The organism is Streptomyces lichenis, from assembly GCF_023218175.1.
In the GTDB taxonomy this organism is placed as follows: Bacteria; Actinomycetota; Actinomycetes; order Streptomycetales; family Streptomycetaceae; genus Streptomyces; species Streptomyces lichenis.
The window spans coordinates 49,690-66,960 of record NZ_JALPTH010000023.1 but is presented as its reverse complement, the minus strand read 5'-3'; the positions used below and the strand labels follow the sequence as shown (position 1 = coordinate 66,960).

Here is a 17,271-nt window from a genome sequence, read left to right as displayed (position 1 = left end):
AGGAGATCCTGCGGGCGGCAGACATCACCGACCTGAGCCATCGGGACACCCCCATGTACCTTGAAGCCGCAGAGCGCGGGTGGTCCCTCACAGCCGCCGGTGGGCGCGTGCTGACCGACCTCTGTCCGGAGGCACCTGGCACCTACGTCCTTCCCGACGCCCGCCCCTTACATCCCGGACCTGGAGGCTGTTACAGACACGGCCGGCGCGGAGATCTCGCTGGAGGATTGCTCAGCTTGGTCATGAGGGCCCCTTCGCCCCTTCTGCTCGTGCCCCAACCGTGCCCAGCAGAGCGGACAACAGCGGTCAGGTACAGCCTCCAGAGGCCATGGCAATCCCAGCTTCCTCGCAGGAAAGTGCAGGTCAGAGCCCTTCCAGAGGCCCAAGCCCCGCTGATTCCCAAGCTTAGAGCGCGAGTTCGATTCTCGTCACCCGCTCGTGAGCGAAGCCCCAGGTCAGTGACCTGGGGCTTTGTCGTTGCTCGAAAACTCAGACGCCGGTGTCCCGGGACGGTGGGATGCCGAAGAATGGGCCCATGGCTGACGCTGGACGGTTCCGGGAAGGGCTCGCCGCGCGCATCGCGCGATTCGATCGGGAGGGGGCGCGACGGATCGCCGACCTGGCGGAGGAGGAGCGGCAGCGGGTGCTGACCCTGTTCCCGCTGTCGGGCTGGGAAGACCTGGAACTGGATCGGTACGCGCTGGGCCCCGACGGCCGCCGGAACGGGCTCTCCTTCTGCCGGCTGATGGAGTATGGCACCGACCATTTCGGCAGCATCCGCGGCGGCAGCGCGGCGAAGCACATCATCTACCAGCACCGATCGGACCAGTGGCGAGTCGTGCCCAGCGCACTGCGCGGGCTCGAGGTGGAAGCGGCATGGGCCCGGGTGCGCTCCGAGTTCGTGACGGCCTTCGAAGCGGCGGGGAAGGGGGCGTACGAGCGTCTGGACGACCTGGAGTCGCTGTCGTACGGGCAGGCGCTGACCACCAAGGCACTGGCGGTCTACTTCCCCGGTGAGTTCCTGCCCGTCTTCTCGGCCGCGCACGTCCGTCACTTCACCGCTCTGCTGGGCGGTAAGCCACGTGCGCACTCCTCCGGCGTACGTACGTGGCGGGCGAACCGCGAGCTGCTGCAGCTCCTGCGGGAGTACGAGGAGTTCAGGGAGTGGAGTCCGCATGAGGTGACGGCATTCCTGTACGCCTTCCACGATCCCCGTCCGCAGGACCGGGTGATCTGGAAGATCGCACCCGGGGAACGGGCAAGCCTCTGGGACGACTGCCTCCGGAACCATCGCATCCGGATCGCCTGGGACGAGGTGGGCAGTCTGGGGCAGTACGAGAGCGACCAGGAGCTGAAGGCCGCACTGGACTGGCACTGGCCGCACAGCACGGGAGGAAACCTTCGGCTCGCACGGCAACTGCTGGCCTTTCGCGACCTGGAGCGCGGTGATCTCATCGTCGCCAACCGGGGCAAGTCAGAGGTGCTGGCCGTAGGCACCGTCGTGGGCGGCTACGCGTACCTCTCCGATGCGGGGAGTCACCGCCATACCGTGGGCGTGGACTGGGACACCTCGTACGCCCAGAGCTTCGACGAGCCGCGGCACGCGTGGCAGCAGACCCTCGCCAAGGTGCCCGCCACCCTGATGCGGGAGATCCGGCGCGGGCAGGGCCGACGCGGGACCACTCAGGTTCTCGGCCCAGCAGTCGCGGTCGAGGTGGCGAACGAGGTCGTCGCCCTGGAGGGGAGCGCGCCGGGGAAGGTCGTGCTGCTCGACGACGAGCTTCCCGATGATGTGCGGAACGTACGGGATCTGCTGGTACACAAGGGGCAGGTCATCCTTCAGGGGCCACCCGGCACCGGAAAGACCCGGCTGGCGCTCAACGTCGCCCTGGCCCTCGCGGGCCGCGCGGACCTGCTTGAGGCCACTCCGGCGGAGCGGGCCGCTGTTCTCGCGGAACTGTCCGCGGTGCCCGTGAACGCGAGTGGACCCGAGGAAGACCTGGCCGCACGGCTCACCATGGTGACCTTCCATCCGTCCTACGGGTACGAGGACTTCGTCGAGGGATTCAGGCCGGACACGACGGCGGACGGAGCCGGCCTCCATCTGACGATGAAGAAGGGTGTGTTTCTGCGGGTCTGCGCGGCCGCCGAGAAGTTCCCGGACCAGACCTTCCTGATAGTGGTGGACGAGATCAACCGCGGTGATCTGCCGCGCGTTCTCGGCGAACTGATCACTCTGCTGGAACTCGACAAGCGGGGGTCCGTCTCCATCACCTTGCCGACCAGTGGACGGCAGCAAACCGTTCCGCCCAACATCCGCATCATCGGCACCATGAATTCCGCCGACCGCAGCGTGAGCCACATCGACTCCGCGATCCGTCGCAGGTTCGCCTTCTTCGACGTACCGCCGGACCTGGACGCTCTGGACGGCGAGATCGAGGGGCTCGGGCTGGCCTCCCTGCTGGAGGGTCTGAACGAGCGACTCGACCTGCACTTCGGCCCGGACCATCTGCTCGGCCAGGCGTACCTCCTCTCGGACGACCGTCCGCTCGCCACCGTCGAGCAGCTCTCCCACGCCTTCCACCACGAGATCGTGCCACTCGTGACGGACTACTGCCTCGGCCGTCCCGCAATGCTGCGGACCGTGCTCGGCGAGCTGGTGGACGAGAAGACGGGTCGGGTCGTTCAGACAAGCCCGCAGGACCTTCCGGGAATGCTGGCGAAGGTCTTCGTCACCAACGGAGCCGCCGACGAGGACGGCGCGTCGGTCGATTCCGAGTGGGGCGAGGAGTAGCCGGGTGTCACAGGGAGCCGCGAGGAGGGAAGTGACGCTCGATGAGTACAAGTCCGGCAGGGTGCCGAAATCTCTTCTGAGCGCCGCCGATCTCCACAGACTCCGTTCCCTCAAGTCCGTCGGTGTCGTGGAGCAGCAGGATCACTACGTCCTCAGCGCGCGGACGGTCACCGGGGTCATGGAGCTCGGTTCCTTCCGCCTGGTACTCCGTCCCAAATTCCCGATCGCGGGAAACCGGTTGATCGACTGGCTCTCGTACGCCAACGGGCAGAACAGCACCGTCGACGAGGAGCTGCGCAACTGGCCTCTCGGAAAGGACGGTTACGCGGGCCTCGTACCCGCCGCGCTGTTGCACGAGTGCCGCCTGCTGCTGCGCCGCGGTCTGCGCCGGGACTACGTACGCCGACAGCGTGTGGACACCACGCTGCGGGGCCGGCTGGACGTGGAGGCGCAGGCCACCAGGTGTTTCGGCGCGGTCGACCAGTTGCACGTCAGGACCTTCGAGTACGAGGACGGGTGCTGGGAGAACCTCGTATGCGGTGCCGCCCTCTCCGTCGCGGCCGAGCAGGTGGCCTCTCCGATCCTCAAGCACCAGCTGCACTCCACGGCGAAGGACTTCCCGCACTCCCTCCGGGCCCCTGACGCGCTGTCGGTGCTCGCCCGCGCCCGGTACTCCGCGCTCAACACCCACTACCGGCCCGCCCACGCATGGGCACGCATGGTGCTCGGCGGTGGCGGGCCCGACGATCTGCTGAACCCGTACGGCTTCAGAGCACAGGGGCTACTGCTGAAGCTGGACGGTCTCTGGGAGAGCGTGGTCCGGCGGATGGCGACGGAGGCAGCGGCCTCCGTCGGTGGCCGGCCGGCCCAGGACGACGGCGACCGCATCCGGACCCATGGGCGGCACGGCGGTGACAGCCCGCCCTTCCTGCCCGACGTCCTGCTGTCCTTCGACCCGCCCGGTCAACCGTCCACGACCTACCTGGCCGTGGACGCGAAGTACAAGAACTACGCCAAGTGCGACGTCTCCCGCGAGGACCGCCATCAGCTCCTCACCTACATCGCCGGCTACACCGACCCCTCGAACCCCCTGGCCCTGGTGGTCCATCCCGACCCTCAGGGACCGTCCAGCCACCGGCTGGAGTTCCGGGGGCCGCGCGGTCTGGTGGGCCGCATCCTGGTGCTCGGCCTGAACACCCGCGTCGACCCGAAGACCGCGGCCGAACCGCTGCGGAAGGCGATCGCCGAGTTCGGCGCGTCCGTGGCCACGAGCTGACCCCGGACGCGCCGGTCCGACTCAGCCCAGACGCTTGAGTTCGCGGACGGCCGCGGGCAGCGCCAGGCAGAGGGCGAAGGACGTCGCGAAGCCGCCTCCCCCAGCCAGCACGACCTCCGTGGTGCCGGCGCCTGACCGGAGCACGAGCAGGCTCACGACGAGGCCGACCACCATGGAGCAGGCGACGTACAGCGCGAGCCAGAGTCGCCACGTGCGTCCGGAAGGGGCTGTCGCGTCGGACATGGACTCGATCCTTTCGGGGGTCACGGATGAGGAGGGGGAAGGGCGGGTGAGTGGAGGGATCGGCTCATGGCAGGCCGTCACAGCGGTTCGACCGACCCGTGCAGGAGGTGCTCGGCGAGCTCGGCTCGCAGCCGGCCGAGTGCCGCGGCATACGCCTCGTACGCCTCGGCGCGCCGCGCGAGGTCTTCGAGGAGTCCCACGCACCGGCGCTGCTCCTCGATGGGCGGAAGACGCACAGGAAGGTGGGCCAGGGCCGCAGAGCTCAGCGAGGGAGCCGCCGTGGCCGCGGCACGGTGGGACATCCACTCCCGCGCGTACCGGAGACCGAGACAGGCGTGGAGGTACTGCGGATCGACGCCGGCCTCCGGGCGTACCCGCAGACGCGTCACGTTCGAACTGAGCAGCCGACCGGCCTGCGGACCAGAGACCAGCGCGGGTCGTCGCTGCGCACCCGTGCGCACACAGACGATGTCGTCCTGGCGCACCAGGAACTTCTCGAAGCGCTCGGCCGTCTTCCACGGCACGTGGCTGTGGGGCTCGTCCGTGATCCTCCCTTCGACGAGATCCTGCGGGAAGACGAGAGGAACACCGGCGTCCCCCGCACGAGCCGCCGCTGGAAGTCGGGTGTACGAAGGACCGGCCTGGATCTCGCACAGGTCCCCGAGAAGCGCTTCCTCCCAGCCGCCGGGCCCCGGACCCGCGCGGTAGCCGCCCCCCGTTCCGGCCGCCCGCTGCTCCAGCAGGCGCAGCCCGTGCCCGTGGGCCGTTGCCTCGTCATCGGCTGCACGCAACCGGGCCGCGTCGGGGGCGGCGCCGTAGTGTCCGCTGCCGAGGTAGTCGGCGGGGCGCAGCGAACACTCCTCGCTGACGATGTCCGCGCGCGCCACGACAGCAACCGAGAGACCCCGGTCGGCAGCGCGCAGTGCGTACTCCGCACCATCGAGTTCCGCTCCGTCGAGCCATGGGCGGACCACCGCGGTGATCGCATCGCGATCCGTGTCCCGGAGCACGCGCCGACGCCGGTTCCTCTCCCCCAGTTCCTGAGCGTCGACGAACAGGACGTCCTCGCGCTCCGGCTGCTCGACCCGTCGCAGCAACCACAGGGAGACCGGCACAGGGGTCGCGGAGAACAGCTGGGGCGGCAGTGTGATGACGCATTCCACCGCTCCGGTGCGAACCAGCGCACGGCGGATCCCACGCTCGGCCGAGTTCACCGAGTTGCCCGCCTTCACCGGCATGACCACCGCCGCTCGGCCGCCGGGGACCAGCGCCTCCAGGACGTACTGCAGCCAGGCGAAGTTGTCGTTGCCCCGCGGTGGGGGCCCGTACGGCCAGTTGCCCGTCCGTCGACCGGGACCGGGCGCGTCGCTCATGTTGAACGGCGGGTTGGTCAACACGACGTCGGCGACGTGCTCACGGCGAGGCGGCCACCGGTCGGACCGGTGGCTGCTCAGTTTCGGCTGTACACCGAGGTGGAGGAGGTACAGGCTCGCGACCGCCTGCAGACGGCCGTCGAGGGTCTCGCCGTACACGGTCCCGCCCGCGTCCCCGATGTGCCGGTACGCAGCCGCCAGCATCTCCCCGCCCCTCGTGTAGGGGTCCAGCACGGTGGCCTTCCTCCCCGGGGCCAGCAGCAGCTCCGCCGCCAACGAGGCCAGGCCCGCCGGGCTGCAGAACTCCGTGCTCTTCAGTCCGTCCCGGGAGCTGAACGACTCCCATACGAGCTGGAACGCGCCCACGCCCGTGCCGGCCGCCGTTCGTACCGCCGTGACGAGGTCGTCCCAGCTCCGCGGTTCGAGTTGCAGCAAGCTGCTGCGCATGTCGGTGCGGTCGCCGTTCCGGCGCAGCGTGTCCTGGGCCATGTCACCGAGGGAGCTCAGCAGCCCCTTGACGTCCTGGGCACCTCGATCCGCCGACACGGCGCTCTCGATCCGCCGCCATTGCTCCGGCTCCGCGTGCCGCACATACATCACGATGAGGCAGAGGTTGACGAAATCCGCCATCGCTGCCGGGCCCCGCACCCGCTCCGCGAGCCGGCCCATCAACTGGTCGACGGCCTTCCTGTCCTCGTCCGCACTCCGCGGGGAAAGGCTCCTCGCGGCCTTCGGGCCCGCCTCCCGGTGCTTGCCGCGGGCCAGGAATCGATCGGCGTAGGTCGTTCCCGCCCGCTCCCCGTTCACCAGCTGCCGTGGCGGGATGGTGCGGTTCGCCAGCCACCGCAGGATCTCGGCCTCCCGGAAAAGCTCCATGTCACCGGAGCGCACCGGGGTGGGGAAGTCCTTGTGCCGCCGGGCCCAGTTCGACACGGCCGGGCGCCTGACGCCCAAGCGGTCCGCGATCTGGGTCCGGGTGACCAGAGCGGTTCGTTCATGGTGGGGCGGCTCCATCATGGCTCCTCAAGATCGGGCCGGTTGATCTTCCGATGCGAGGACCGTACGAGGAGGAGGCCTTGCACAACAAGTGCGCATGCTGGGTGCTCATGCGTTCACCGGAGTGGAACGAGAGGGAAGTCAGTCACCCAGAGCCCGAGAATCGATCCGGAAGCGGGTGAAATGCCTGTTCAGGCGCACTCTCCTGGCTGAGTATCGTGTCAGAGCAGATGATGACAGGGGTTAACAGTGCATCAGTCGACGTGAAGGGGCCTCGTAACTGCCGCGCGGGAAAACAACGTGCCGGTGCGGTGTGCGTCTCTCTAGCGTGGACGCGTGAGCGAGGAAACGTGGGCGGGAGTGCGGGAGCGGGTGCTTCGGCTTGCCGGACGTCCCGGGGCGGACAAGGTCTTCGGGGCACAGGGGCATGGCTTTCGCCTCGGTCCGGTCATGGATGAGGAACAGCTCCGGGCGCTGGAGGCGGACCTGGGCGTCGGCCTGCCCGGGCAGTATCGGAGCTTCCTGCTCCACGTCGGAGGAGGGGGAGCCGGCCCCGACTACGGTCTGATGACACCGACCTTGGGTAGCTCCGGGTGGCAGTGGCTCGGCGCCGGGCTTGCCTTTTCCGCGCAGCCGACCACCGCCGAGTTCGCCGGACGATCCTTCGTGGCCGAGGAGCTGCAGAAAGAGCTCGACGCGATCGAGGCACAGCAGCCCGCCTCGGACGACTATGCGTCTGAGGACGAGTTCCGTTGCGCACACGCGGCGTGGGACGCGCGCTACGAGGAGCTGTACGACGCGCAGGAGGCGGGAGCGGTGTACCTCGGCGAGCAGGGTTGCGGCTATGCGTCGCTGATGGTGATGACAGGTCCGCACCGAGGTGCCATCTGGGAGGATCTGCGACCGGCGGACCGGGGGATCGAGCCGACCGGGCACGACTTCGGCCCCTGGTACCGGAGTTGGCTGGAGCGGACCGAACGGCAGCTTCAGAGCTGACTCGGTGGCAGCGATCCTGCGCGAAACGGCACCGCCGACCTCCCGCTCCGCGGCCGGTTGCCGCTGCTCTATCGGTGCCTGGAGCGCAGCCCCGGTCGGCAGAGGGCTGGCGGGCGCCGGCCTGTCGCCGTCTCGTCCCCACCGCCGGAGATATCTGGTCCCGCGGGAGCAGATATTTTCTTCGTGGGTGGGAGAATTAGTCGGCGCGGGGGCGGTGGGGGTTAATTCCGGGGCGGGGCGGGGGTGGCGTGGTACCGTTGGTGTCCGTTGCAGTTGTGGTGGCCAGAGGTACTTTCCGACGGAAATCATCACGGCGGCCGAAATCCGCACGGTGCGGATTTCGCACTTCCTGAGGAGAGAAAAATGGCTACTGGCACTGTCAAGTGGTTCAACGCCGAAAAGGGCTTCGGCTTCATCGAGCAGGACGGCGGCGGCCCCGACGTCTTCGCCCACTACTCGAACATCGCCAGCACTGGCTTCCGCGAGCTGCAGGAAGGCCAGAAGGTGAGCTTCGACATCGGCCAGGGCCAGAAGGGCCCGAGCGCCGAGAACATCACTCCCGCCTGAGTCTGAGGCGCGCCGTTCGCGCCTGGGGCCCGCACCGTGCGTGCGGGCCCCAGGCGCGTTGGCCTCCAGGTCGCTGGGGGCGGATCGCGTTCCGCGCCTGGCGGGCGCCGGGGCTCGGGGGCGGGATGCCGCCGGCCCGGTGCGCTGATGACGGGGCGCGATCCTATTCGGAGTACCGGCTTGTGAGCCCGTGCTCCGGGTTGATTCACCTTCGTATTTACCGGCTCGTTCTCGCGACTCCCCGCGCCGTTTTTCTCGCGCGGGCACTCCTCGACAACGCGCCCATTCGAGGAGGGTTCCTTTGAACCGCACACGCAAGAACGGTCAGTCCGGTCAGTTCGGCCAGTCCGGCCCGTCTGCTCGTACCGCTACCGCCGCCTCTCGTTCCGGGCAGGGCGGCAGCCGCCGCCGTGGCGCCGGCGCGGGCCGTCCCGCCCGTGGCGGGGGGCGCCCCGGTGGCCGCGGGCGGGCCGCCACCGCGCCCGGCGAGTTCGCCCTGCCGGCGACCGAGACCCCCGCGCTGCCCGCGGTCGAGACGTTCACCGCGCTCGACCTGCCCCGGCAGATACTGGACACGCTCACCACCGAGGGCGTGACCGTGCCGTTCCCCATCCAGGCCGCGACCCTGCCGAACTCGCTGGCGGGCCGCGATGTGCTCGGGCGCGGACGCACCGGTTCGGGCAAGACCCTCGCCTTCGGGCTGGCCCTGCTGGCCCGGATGGCCGGCCGGAAGGCCGAGTCCCGGCAGCCGCTCGCCCTGGTGCTGGTACCCACCCGTGAGCTGGCCCAGCAGGTCACCGACGCCCTCACCCCGTACGCCCGGTCCCTGCGGCTGCGGCTGGCCACGGTGGTCGGCGGGATGTCGATCGGCCGGCAGGCGAGTGCGCTGCGGGACGGCCCCGAGGTGGTCGTGGCGACCCCGGGCCGGCTCAAGGACCTGCTCGCGCGCGGCCACGCCCGGCTGGACCAGGTGGAGATCACCGTCCTGGACGAGGCCGACCAGATGGCCGACCTGGGCTTCATGCCGCAGGTCACCGAGCTGCTGGACCAGGTGCGCCCGGACGGGCAGCGGCTGCTGTTCTCGGCCACCCTGGACCGCAACATCGACCAGCTGGTCCGCCGCTATCTGACCGACCCGGTGGTGCACTCCACCGACCCGTCGGCGGGCGCGGTCACCACCATGGAGCACCATGTGCTGCATGTGCACGGCCCGGACAAGCAGCAGGTGACCACCGAGATCGCCGCGCGCGAGGGCGGGGTCATCATGTTCCTGGACACCAAGCGCGCCGTCGACAAGCTCACCCGCCACCTGCTGGCCAACGGGGTGCGGGCCGCCGGACTGCACGGCGGCAAGTCGCAGCCCCAGCGCACCCGGACCCTCGCCCAGTTCAAGGAGCGGCGGGTCACGGTGCTGGTGGCGACGAACGTCGCGGCCCGCGGCATCCATGTGGACGACCTCGACCTCGTGGTCAACGTGGACCCGCCCGCCGACCACAAGGACTACCTCCACCGCGGCGGCCGCACCGCCCGCGCCGGGGAGTCCGGCCGCGTGGTCACCCTGATCACCCCCGAGCAGCGGCGCGACATGGACCGTCTGCTCGCGGACGCCAGGATCACCCCGGTGGCCACCCGGGTCCGCTCCGGCGAGGCCGAGCTGACCCGTATCACCGGGGCGCGCACCCCGTCCGGCATCCCGGTCACCATCGCGGCACCTCCGGTGGAGCGCGCCGCGAGCGCCTCCGGCTCCGGTTCCGGCTCCCGCAGTCGGCGCCGCGGACGCGGCACGCAGAGTGCGAGCGGGCAGAGTGCCAACGGGCGGAGCGCCGGCGGGCGCGGTGGGAGCGGTCGGAACGGTGGCGGCCGGACGGCTGAGGGCCGGGACGGTGGCGGTCTGAGCGTCGACGGCCGCAACGGCGGTGGCCGGGACGGGGGCGGTCGGAGGCGTGGGGGCGTCCGCGCGGCGGGGCGCGCCACGGGGGGACGCCCGTCCGCCCGGGACGCCGCGGCGTAGTCCGCAGCACCGGGCGGGCGGAGCCGACCGCTCCGCCGCCGCCCACCCTTTCGACGGCCCGCACCCCCGGAGAGACCAGGAGACACCATGCGCTGCATCATCGCCCGCTTTCCGTTCGACCTGACCAAGGACGAGGTGACGGCCTCCATGAAGCGGGTGAAGCCCGAGCCGATCACCGGTGCCTCGGTGGTCATCGGCCGCCGCCACTTCCCCGTGATGCAGGTGGGGGAGGTCATCACCCGGCAGGACCGGCGGGACTTCACCGCCGGTGAGGTCACCCGGGCGATGACCCGGCTCGGCTTCACCTGCCACGCCGCTCCCCAGCCGGCCGCCCCCGCGGCGGGGCTGACCGCGGTCGAGGAGGCCTCGGAACTGCTGGGGGGCTCGGCGCCCGCGTAAACGGCGTAAAGGGGGCCGCAGCCAGGGGGCGGGAAGGGGGCCTTCCCCTGAACAGACCTGGAGAGGGGGCCGACCGGTGGGACACCGGTCGGCCCCCTCAGTGGTGTGCGGGTGGGACTCGGCGCCGGGGTGCGGGTGGCGGATGGTGTTGAATTTCTTACGGGCCCTGTCGCCGTGAGGCTGCCGGGGCGCCTCCCGCACGAGGACAAGGAGGTGGGAATGACGGCAGACTCCCCGCTCAACGATCGTCTCGACGACGATGACTACCCCGCGTACAGCATGGGGCGGGCCGCCGAGATGCTCGGCACCACTCCCGCCTTCCTCCGCGCCATCGGCGAGGCCCGGCTGATCACTCCGCTCCGTTCGGAGGGCGGCCACCGCCGCTACTCGCGCTACCAGTTGCGCATCGCCGCGCGCGCCCGCGAGCTCGTCGACCAGGGCATGTCCGTCGAGGCGGCCTGCCGCATCGTCATCCTGGAGGACCAGCTGGAGGAGGCCCAGCGCGTCAACGCGGAGTTCCGCCGCGCCGCGGCCAAACCGCCCGAGGGCGAGGGCCGCGACTGAGGCTTCCGGTCACTTGGCGGCCCGCCCGTGGGTCCGGGGGGCGTACGGACGGAGGCACCGGGCACAAGCGCTGGGCGGGGCGCTACCGAAGGCGGCAACGTGGACACTCTTCGTTTTGACAGCACCAGCCTGGAGGCGACGGAGGAGTTCATGTCGCGGGCGTACGCGCCGATGCGGATCGGCGGCCGTCCGCAGGGCACCCGTACGCGGGTCGAGCGCACGGCCACCGAGCGGATCAGCGTCGACCGGCTGGCCCTCGACTACACGATGGCCTACGACGCCGGGGTGCTGAACCGGGTCACCCTGCTGTCCGTCCACTCGGGCACGGTGGTGGACACCACCGGTGGCCGCCACGAGGTCTACGGCCCCGGCGACTCCTTCCTGATCACCCGGCCCGACCGGCCCTACACGGGCGCAGTGCACGCCGCCCGCTACACGGTCGCCATGTTCGACCCCGCCCTGCTGACCGAGGTCGCCGCCACCGGCGCCCGCGGCCGCGGGCCGATCGAGCTCACCGGCCACCGCGCGATCGACCCGGCCGCCAACCGCCGGCTGGGCGCCACCATGGCGTTCCTGCGCGACCACGTCCTGACCGCCCCCGACGCCGGTGAGCTGGTCGTGGCCACCGCCGTACGGCATCTGGCCGCCGTCACGCTCGCCTGTCTGCCCAACACGGCCATGGCCGAGGACGGGCACCGGCTGGACAGCCGGGACGCCGGTACCGACACCCTGCGCCGGGCCATGGCGTTCATCGAGGAGAACGCGCACCGGGACATCGGCCTCGCCGAGATCGCCGCCGCGGCGTTCGTCACCCCGCGCGCCGCGCAGTACGCGTTCAGCCGCCATGCCGGGACCACGCCCCTGGGCTATCTGCGCCGGGTCCGGCTCGACCGGGCCCGTGCCGAGCTGGAGGCGGCCGATCCGCGGACCGCCAGCGTCTCCGCGACAGCGATGAGGTGGGGCTTCGCCCATCAGGGCCGCTTCGCCGCCGCCTACCGCCGGGCCCATGGCATACCGCCCTCCGCCAGTCTCCGGCGCTCCGGCGTCTGACACATGCGTTTCCGCAGGCCGCGGCGGGGCACTCCGTAGCACCGGACGGCCGCCGAGGGAACGGCGACGGGCGCCCGGGCACCGCTTGCCGCCGCCGGTGCGGCGGGGCTTCGCGGTGGTGCGGGCGGGTGGAGCGTGGGATCGAGCGGGCTCGGGTCCGGGATGAACGCGATGAACGGGATGAAGAGGAGCGGTGCGGATGCGGGAGGCGACCCCTGCGCCGGAGGGCGCGGCGGAGACGGTCGGTACGGTGGCGCCGGACGGCGGCACCGGTACGGACGGCGGGAACCGTAAGGGCGGCGGTGCGGGCGCTGTGGCCGATACGGGCGGCGGTGCGGGCGCTGTGGCCCGTACGGCCGGTATGAGCGGTACGGGTACGGGCGGCGGTGCGGGCGCTGTGGCTCGTACGGCCGGTACGGGCGCTGGGGCGGGCGCGGGTGGCGGGACCGGTGCGGCGGGGCCCGTGGCGGCGGGGGGGCGGGCGACGGGGGGTGAGTTCGCGCGTTATGTGGACGCGCTGGCGGTCGGGGCGGCCGAGTGCCCGCTGCCGGGCAGTGGGGGCACCGCCACCCGGTTCGAGGAGCTGAGCGCGGTGGCCCGGGCGGACCTGGGCGTCGCCCGGCTGGTGGAGGGGCATCTCGACGCCGTGGCGATCCTCGCCGAGCTGGGCGGGCCGCCGGTCCGGCTGGGGCAGCACTGGGGTGTCTGGGCCGCCGAGCCGCCGGGCTCGGAGCTGACCGCCACCCGTACCGCGGACGGCTGGGTGCTGGACGGGCTCAAGCGGTACTGCTCGGGCGCGCACAGCTGCACCCACGCCCTGGTCACCGCGGTCGCGGAGGACGGACGGCGGCTGTTCGCGGTGCGTACCGGGGTGGCGGGGACGGCCGCGACCGGGGCGGCGGAGGCCGATCCGGTCGACGGGCCCGGTTGCCGGCCGGTGGGCGGGACCTGGCAGGCGGTCGGGATGGCGGGCAGCGACAGCCCGGACGTCCACTTCACCTCGGTGCCCGCCACCCCGGTCGGGGAGGTGGAGGCGTATCTGCGCCGCCCCGGCTTCCACCACGGCGGCGTGGGCGTGGCCGCCTGCTGGTACGGCGGGGCCCAGGCGGTGGCACGGGTGCTGTTCGAGGCGGCCGGGCGCCGCGAGGACCCGTTCCTCGACGCGCAGGCCGGGGCGGTGGACATGCGGCTGTACGCGGCCGGCACGGTGCTGCGCCGGGCGGCGGAGGAGATCGACGCCGATCCGCTGGACCGGGCGGGCACCGCCGCGCTGCGGGCGATGCGGGTACGCGCCCTGGTCGCCGAGGTGTGCGCGGAGGTGCTGGACCGGGTGGGGCGGGCGACCGGCGCGGGGCCGCTCTGCCATGACCGGCGGCACGCCCAGGCCGCCGCCGACCTCGCCGTCTATCTGCGCCAGCACCACGCCGAACGGGACCTGGCCGCGCTGGGCGGAACCGTGGCGCGCGGGACCGGGGCGGGCCGGTGACCGGTGGCATGGGCCCGGGCGGGGCCGCGTACGCCGATCCGATCCAGGCGCCCGGGACCGACGAGGCCGAGTGGCACGGCTGGGAGGGCTGGAGCCGGATGGAGCGGTACGCCCTGCCGGAGGCGGGCCGGGTCGTGGTGGTGGCCGCGCACCCGGACGACGAGGTGCTGGGCGTGGGCGGGACGCTGGCGCTGCTCGCCGCGGCGGGGGTGGAGCTGACCGTGGTCTCGGTCACCGACGGGGAGGGGTCCCACCCGGGCAGCACCCGCTACTCCCCCGAACAACTGGCCGAGGTGCGGGCGCGGGAGTTGCGGGACGCCCTGGCCGAACTGGGCGCGGACGGCGCCGAGATCGTACGGCTGGGGCTGCCCGACACCGGGGTGGCGGCCCAGGAGGACCGGCTGGCCGCCGCGTTGGCGGAGCCGCTGGCGGGCGCCGCGCTCTGCCTGGCGCCGTGGACCGGGGATGTGCACGGCGACCACGAGGCGGCCGGGCGGGCGGCGCTGGCGGCCGCGCGGGCCGCGGCGGTGCCGTGCCGGCTCTACCCGGTGTGGCTGTGGCACTGGGCCCGGCCCGGTGACCCGCGGGTGCCCTGGGAGCGGGCCGCCCGGATCGCCCTGCCGCCGCACGCGGTGGCGCGCAAGCGGGCCGCGGTGGACCGCTTCGCCAGCCAGATCCACCCTCTGGGCCCCGGCCCCGAGGACGCCGCGGTGCTGCCGCCGCAGGAGCTGGCCCACCATCTGCGGGAGTGGGAGGTGGTGTTCGGATGAGCCGTCCCCGTACCCGTACCCCTGAGGCGTACTTCGAGGGGATGTACCGCGGTGCGCCCGATCCGTGGCGGCTGGCGGAGCGCTTCTACGAGCGGCGCAAGTACGACCTGACCGTCGCCGCGCTGCCGCTGCCCCGCTACCGGCGGGCCTTCGAGCCGGGCTGCTCGGTCGGTGAGCTCACCCGGCGGCTGGCCGGCCGCTGCGACGCCGTACTCGCCTGCGACCGGGTGGAGTCGGCGGTGGAGACGGCCCGCAGCCGCACCGCGGACCTGCCGGGGGTGGAGGTGCGGCGGCTGCTGCTGCCCGAGCAGTGGCCGGACGGCCCGTTCGACCTGATCGTGCTCTCGGAGCTGCTGTACTACCTGGACGCGGGCGCGCTCGACCGGCTGCTGGAGCGGGCGCTGGCCGCGCTGGAGCCCGACGGCACCCTGGTCACCGTGCACTGGAACCACCCGGTCCCGGAGCATCTGGACACCGGGACGGGCATCGCCCGCCGGCTCGCCGCGCTGCCCGGGCTCGCCCTGCTGGCCGACCACCGCGAGGACGACTTCGTTCTCCAGGTCCATCAGCGGATCGGGCCGGACGGCCGCCGGCCCGCCTCGGTCGCGGCCCGAGAGGGTCTGGTGTGAGCCCTCCCCCTGCCGTGGCGGTGGTGGTCCCGGCCCATGACGAGGAGGCGCTGCTGCCCGCCGCCCTCGATGCCCTGGACACGGCGGCCCGCCACCCCGCGCTGGCCGGGGTCCGGGTGGTGACCGTGGTGGTGGCCGACTCCTGCCGGGACGGCACGGCGGCGGCCGCCCGGCGGGCCGGGGCCCTGGTGGTCACCACCGACTGCCGCAACCCGGGCCTGGCCCGGCACCTCGGCGTCCGGCACGCACTCGACCGGAGCGGGGCGGGCGGCGGGGCGGTGTGGGTCGCCACCACGGACGCGGACAGCACCGTGCCGCCGGGGTGGCTGGCGTACCAGCTGGCCCGGGCGCGCGAGGGCTGGCAGGCGGTGGTCGGCACCGTCACGCTGCCGGCCGCCTCCCCGCTGGAGCTGCCCCACCGCACCCGCTACGAGGCGGCCCGGCCGCCCGGCACCGCCGACTGGCACCATCCGCATGTCCACGGCGCCAACCTGGGCGTCAGCGCGGTCGCCTACCGGGACGTGGGCGGTTTCCCGCCGCTGGCCACCGGTGAGGACCGGGCCCTGGTGGAGGCCCTGGAGCGGCGCGGCCACCGGGTGCTCCGCACCGCGCGCTGCCCGGTGCTCACCTCGCCCCGGCTGCGGGCCCGGGCCGAGGGCGGCTTCGGGGACTACCTGGCCGCGATGGAACGGGAGGTGGACGCCCGACCGCCGGTCGAGCCGGGCACGGACGGGAACCTGGCGCTGGCGGCGGCCGACTGATGGACTGCCACGGGGAGCCGGAGGGGCCGCCCCGGGCGCCGGGTACGGAGGAGGACGGACGGTGGGTCAGGGGCAGGGGCAGGGCGAGCGGGTGTCGGTCGGGTCGCAGGTGGCGGGGTTCGTGCTGATGCTGGTGGCGGTCTTCGCGGGGGCGTACGCGGTGGGCGCGGCGACCGGGCCGGACGGGCCGCCGGGCGGGACCGCTCCGGGGCGCCCGGCCGCCACCATGATGCACCCCATGGGTGAGGGCTAGGAGGGGATGGCGACCGCACCGGCGGGGGCCTCGTGGCGTACGAGGTCGGGGTGGTGGCGGGCGGCCACCAGGGGGTGGGCGCGGAGCTTGCCCTTGAGCTCGTTGCGACCGTACTCGGCGAAGAGCGGGTTGGCCGGGTCGGCGGTGACGCCCGGGGCGACGTGCGCGTGCGGGAAGTCGAGGGGGGCGATCCGGGCGTCCAGGCGCGGGTTGTGGAAGTAGGGCACCGAGAAGCGCTCGCGGGCGCCGGGCGGGCTGACGACCCGGTGGTGGGTGGCCTTGAGGTAGCCGTCGGTGGCGACTTCGAGCAGCTCGCCGAGGTTGACGACGAAGGCGCCCGGCATCGGCGGGACGTCGTGGAAGCGGCCGTCCTCGCGCTCGACCTGGAGGCCGCCGACGGTGTCCTGGAGCAGCAGGGTGAGGAAGCCGTAGTCCTTGTGGGCGCCGACGCCCTGGGCGCTGCCGTCGCCGGCGCTGCCGGGGTAGCGGACAAGCTTGAGGTGCGGGTGGGCGCCGTCGCGGAAGGCCTCGTCGTAGAAGGCCGGGTCGGCGCCGATGGCGGTGAGGAGTTCGCGGAGCAGCCGGTCGGCGACGGCGGAGAGCCGGTCGATCCAGCCGAGCGCGGCGGTGCGCAGCGCGGGGAGGGCGGCCGGCCACTGGTTGGGGCCCTGGAGCCACCAGTAGGGCTCCTCGCCGGGTCCGGGGGCGCGGGCGGGGCGCTCGGCGCCGATGTCGAGCTGGTCGCGCCAGTCGCGGCTGCCGCCGGTGCGCTCGTCGCCGACCCGGGTGTAGCCGCGGAAGTGCGGCGAGTTCACGTTGTCCAGGGCGAGGCGGTCGGCCTCGGGCAGGGCGAAGAACGCGCGCATGGCGCTTTCCAGGGCGGCGGTCTCGGCCTCGGTGACGCCGTGGCCGACGAGCTGGAAGAAGCCGACCTCGTGGGCGGCGGCGTGCAGCCGCTCGTGCAGGGCGGCGCGCTCGGCCGGGCCGCGGTCGGCCGCGGAGAGGTCGATGACGGGCAGCCGACGGTGGTCGGGGTGCGACGGCGGGTACGACGGGGTGGAGTACGACATGGTGGCATCCGCTGGGTGAGCAGGGCCCGGGGT

At 72.7% G+C, this 17,271-nt stretch carries 16 protein-coding genes; 13 read left to right on the top strand and 3 right to left on the bottom strand.

Annotation, left to right across the window (positions count from 1 at the left end; all coding sequences use genetic code 11):
• Positions 1–535 precede the first annotated feature (535 nt).
• On the top strand, positions 536–2,794 hold the full coding sequence (locus M1O15_RS22180; RefSeq protein WP_248635864.1) for an McrB family protein: 2,259 nt from the start codon (positions 536–538) through the stop codon (positions 2,792–2,794).
• 127 nt (positions 2,795–2,921) lie between these two features.
• The gene (locus M1O15_RS22175) at positions 2,922–4,070 is read left to right on the top strand and encodes a 5-methylcytosine restriction system specificity protein McrC (protein WP_248635863.1); all 1,149 of its coding nucleotides are present in this window, start codon (positions 2,922–2,924) and stop codon (positions 4,068–4,070) included.
• Between the two features lie 21 nt (positions 4,071–4,091).
• On the opposite strand, the gene M1O15_RS22170 is transcribed toward M1O15_RS22175, so the two are convergent.
• The gene (locus M1O15_RS22170; protein ID WP_248635862.1) at positions 4,092–4,313 is read right to left on the bottom strand and encodes a hypothetical protein; all 222 of its coding nucleotides are present in this window, start codon (positions 4,311–4,313) and stop codon (positions 4,092–4,094) included.
• Positions 4,314–4,390: 77 nt separating this feature from the next.
• The gene (locus M1O15_RS22165) at positions 4,391–6,703 is read right to left on the bottom strand and encodes an N-6 DNA methylase (protein WP_248635861.1); all 2,313 of its coding nucleotides are present in this window, start codon (positions 6,701–6,703) and stop codon (positions 4,391–4,393) included.
• Positions 6,704–7,018: 315 nt separating this feature from the next.
• On the opposite strand from M1O15_RS22165, the gene M1O15_RS22160 reads away from it, so the two are divergent.
• From M1O15_RS22160 to M1O15_RS22110, 11 genes are all read left to right on the top strand, one after another.
• On the top strand, positions 7,019–7,678 hold the full coding sequence (locus M1O15_RS22160; protein ID WP_248635860.1) for an SMI1/KNR4 family protein: 660 nt from the start codon (positions 7,019–7,021) through the stop codon (positions 7,676–7,678).
• A gap of 363 nt (positions 7,679–8,041) precedes the next feature.
• The gene (locus tag M1O15_RS22155) at positions 8,042–8,245 is read left to right on the top strand and encodes a cold-shock protein (RefSeq protein WP_248635859.1); all 204 of its coding nucleotides are present in this window, start codon (positions 8,042–8,044) and stop codon (positions 8,243–8,245) included.
• A gap of 301 nt (positions 8,246–8,546) precedes the next feature.
• Positions 8,547–10,256, top strand: a complete 1,710-nt coding sequence (locus M1O15_RS22150) for a DEAD/DEAH box helicase (protein WP_248635858.1) — start codon at positions 8,547–8,549, stop codon at positions 10,254–10,256.
• Positions 10,257–10,343: 87 nt separating this feature from the next.
• Positions 10,344–10,655: an SCO5918 family protein gene (locus M1O15_RS22145; RefSeq protein ID WP_248635857.1), complete on the top strand. Its 312-nt coding sequence runs from the start codon at positions 10,344–10,346 to the stop codon at positions 10,653–10,655.
• Positions 10,656–10,874: 219 nt separating this feature from the next.
• The gene (locus M1O15_RS22140; RefSeq protein WP_248635856.1) at positions 10,875–11,219 is read left to right on the top strand and encodes a helix-turn-helix domain-containing protein; all 345 of its coding nucleotides are present in this window, start codon (positions 10,875–10,877) and stop codon (positions 11,217–11,219) included.
• A gap of 99 nt (positions 11,220–11,318) precedes the next feature.
• The gene (locus M1O15_RS22135) at positions 11,319–12,269 is read left to right on the top strand and encodes a helix-turn-helix transcriptional regulator (protein WP_248635855.1); all 951 of its coding nucleotides are present in this window, start codon (positions 11,319–11,321) and stop codon (positions 12,267–12,269) included.
• Between the two features lie 361 nt (positions 12,270–12,630).
• Positions 12,631–13,755 (top strand): acyl-CoA dehydrogenase family protein, encoded by a 1,125-nt coding sequence (locus M1O15_RS22130; protein WP_372499546.1) that lies wholly within the window; start codon positions 12,631–12,633, stop codon positions 13,753–13,755.
• Positions 13,756–13,763: 8 nt separating this feature from the next.
• Complete coding sequence (locus M1O15_RS22125; protein WP_248635929.1) at positions 13,764–14,525, top strand: PIG-L deacetylase family protein; 762 nt, start codon at positions 13,764–13,766, stop codon at positions 14,523–14,525.
• On the top strand, positions 14,522–15,154 hold the full coding sequence (locus M1O15_RS22120) for a class I SAM-dependent methyltransferase (protein ID WP_248635854.1): 633 nt from the start codon (positions 14,522–14,524) through the stop codon (positions 15,152–15,154). The genes M1O15_RS22125 and M1O15_RS22120 overlap by 4 nt, the downstream gene beginning before the upstream one ends.
• Complete coding sequence (locus tag M1O15_RS22115) at positions 15,151–15,915, top strand: glycosyltransferase family 2 protein (RefSeq protein WP_248635853.1); 765 nt, start codon at positions 15,151–15,153, stop codon at positions 15,913–15,915. The genes M1O15_RS22120 and M1O15_RS22115 overlap by 4 nt, the downstream gene beginning before the upstream one ends.
• 61 nt (positions 15,916–15,976) lie before the next feature.
• Positions 15,977–16,168: a hypothetical protein gene (locus M1O15_RS22110; RefSeq protein WP_248635852.1), complete on the top strand. Its 192-nt coding sequence runs from the start codon at positions 15,977–15,979 to the stop codon at positions 16,166–16,168.
• Here the strand turns inward: M1O15_RS22110 and M1O15_RS22105 are convergent.
• On the bottom strand, positions 16,165–17,238 hold the full coding sequence (locus M1O15_RS22105; RefSeq protein ID WP_248635851.1) for an isopenicillin N synthase family dioxygenase: 1,074 nt from the start codon (positions 17,236–17,238) through the stop codon (positions 16,165–16,167). The two genes, M1O15_RS22110 and M1O15_RS22105, sit on opposite strands and share 4 nt — an antisense overlap.
• Positions 17,239–17,271: the final 33 nt, after the last annotated feature.

What these genes read in the sequence shown, in the direction of transcription:
- M1O15_RS22180 (WP_248635864.1), top strand. Translation starts at nt 536, where the DNA reads ATGGCTGACGCTGGACGGTTCCGGGAAGGGCTCGCCGCGCGCATCGCG.
- M1O15_RS22170 (WP_248635862.1), bottom strand. Translation starts at nt 4,313, where the DNA reads ATGTCCGACGCGACAGCCCCTTCCGGACGCACGTGGCGACTCTGGCTC.
- M1O15_RS22165 (WP_248635861.1), bottom strand. Translation starts at nt 6,703, where the DNA reads ATGATGGAGCCGCCCCACCATGAACGAACCGCTCTGGTCACCCGGACC.
- M1O15_RS22155 (WP_248635859.1), top strand. Translation starts at nt 8,042, where the DNA reads ATGGCTACTGGCACTGTCAAGTGGTTCAACGCCGAAAAGGGCTTCGGC.
- M1O15_RS22145 (WP_248635857.1), top strand. Translation starts at nt 10,344, where the DNA reads ATGCGCTGCATCATCGCCCGCTTTCCGTTCGACCTGACCAAGGACGAG.
- M1O15_RS22140 (WP_248635856.1), top strand. Translation starts at nt 10,875, where the DNA reads ATGACGGCAGACTCCCCGCTCAACGATCGTCTCGACGACGATGACTAC.
- M1O15_RS22130 (WP_372499546.1), top strand. Translation starts at nt 12,631, where the DNA reads ATGAGCGGTACGGGTACGGGCGGCGGTGCGGGCGCTGTGGCTCGTACG.
- M1O15_RS22125 (WP_248635929.1), top strand. Translation starts at nt 13,764, where the DNA reads ATGGGCCCGGGCGGGGCCGCGTACGCCGATCCGATCCAGGCGCCCGGG.
- M1O15_RS22120 (WP_248635854.1), top strand. Translation starts at nt 14,522, where the DNA reads ATGAGCCGTCCCCGTACCCGTACCCCTGAGGCGTACTTCGAGGGGATG.
- M1O15_RS22105 (WP_248635851.1), bottom strand. Translation starts at nt 17,238, where the DNA reads ATGTCGTACTCCACCCCGTCGTACCCGCCGTCGCACCCCGACCACCGT.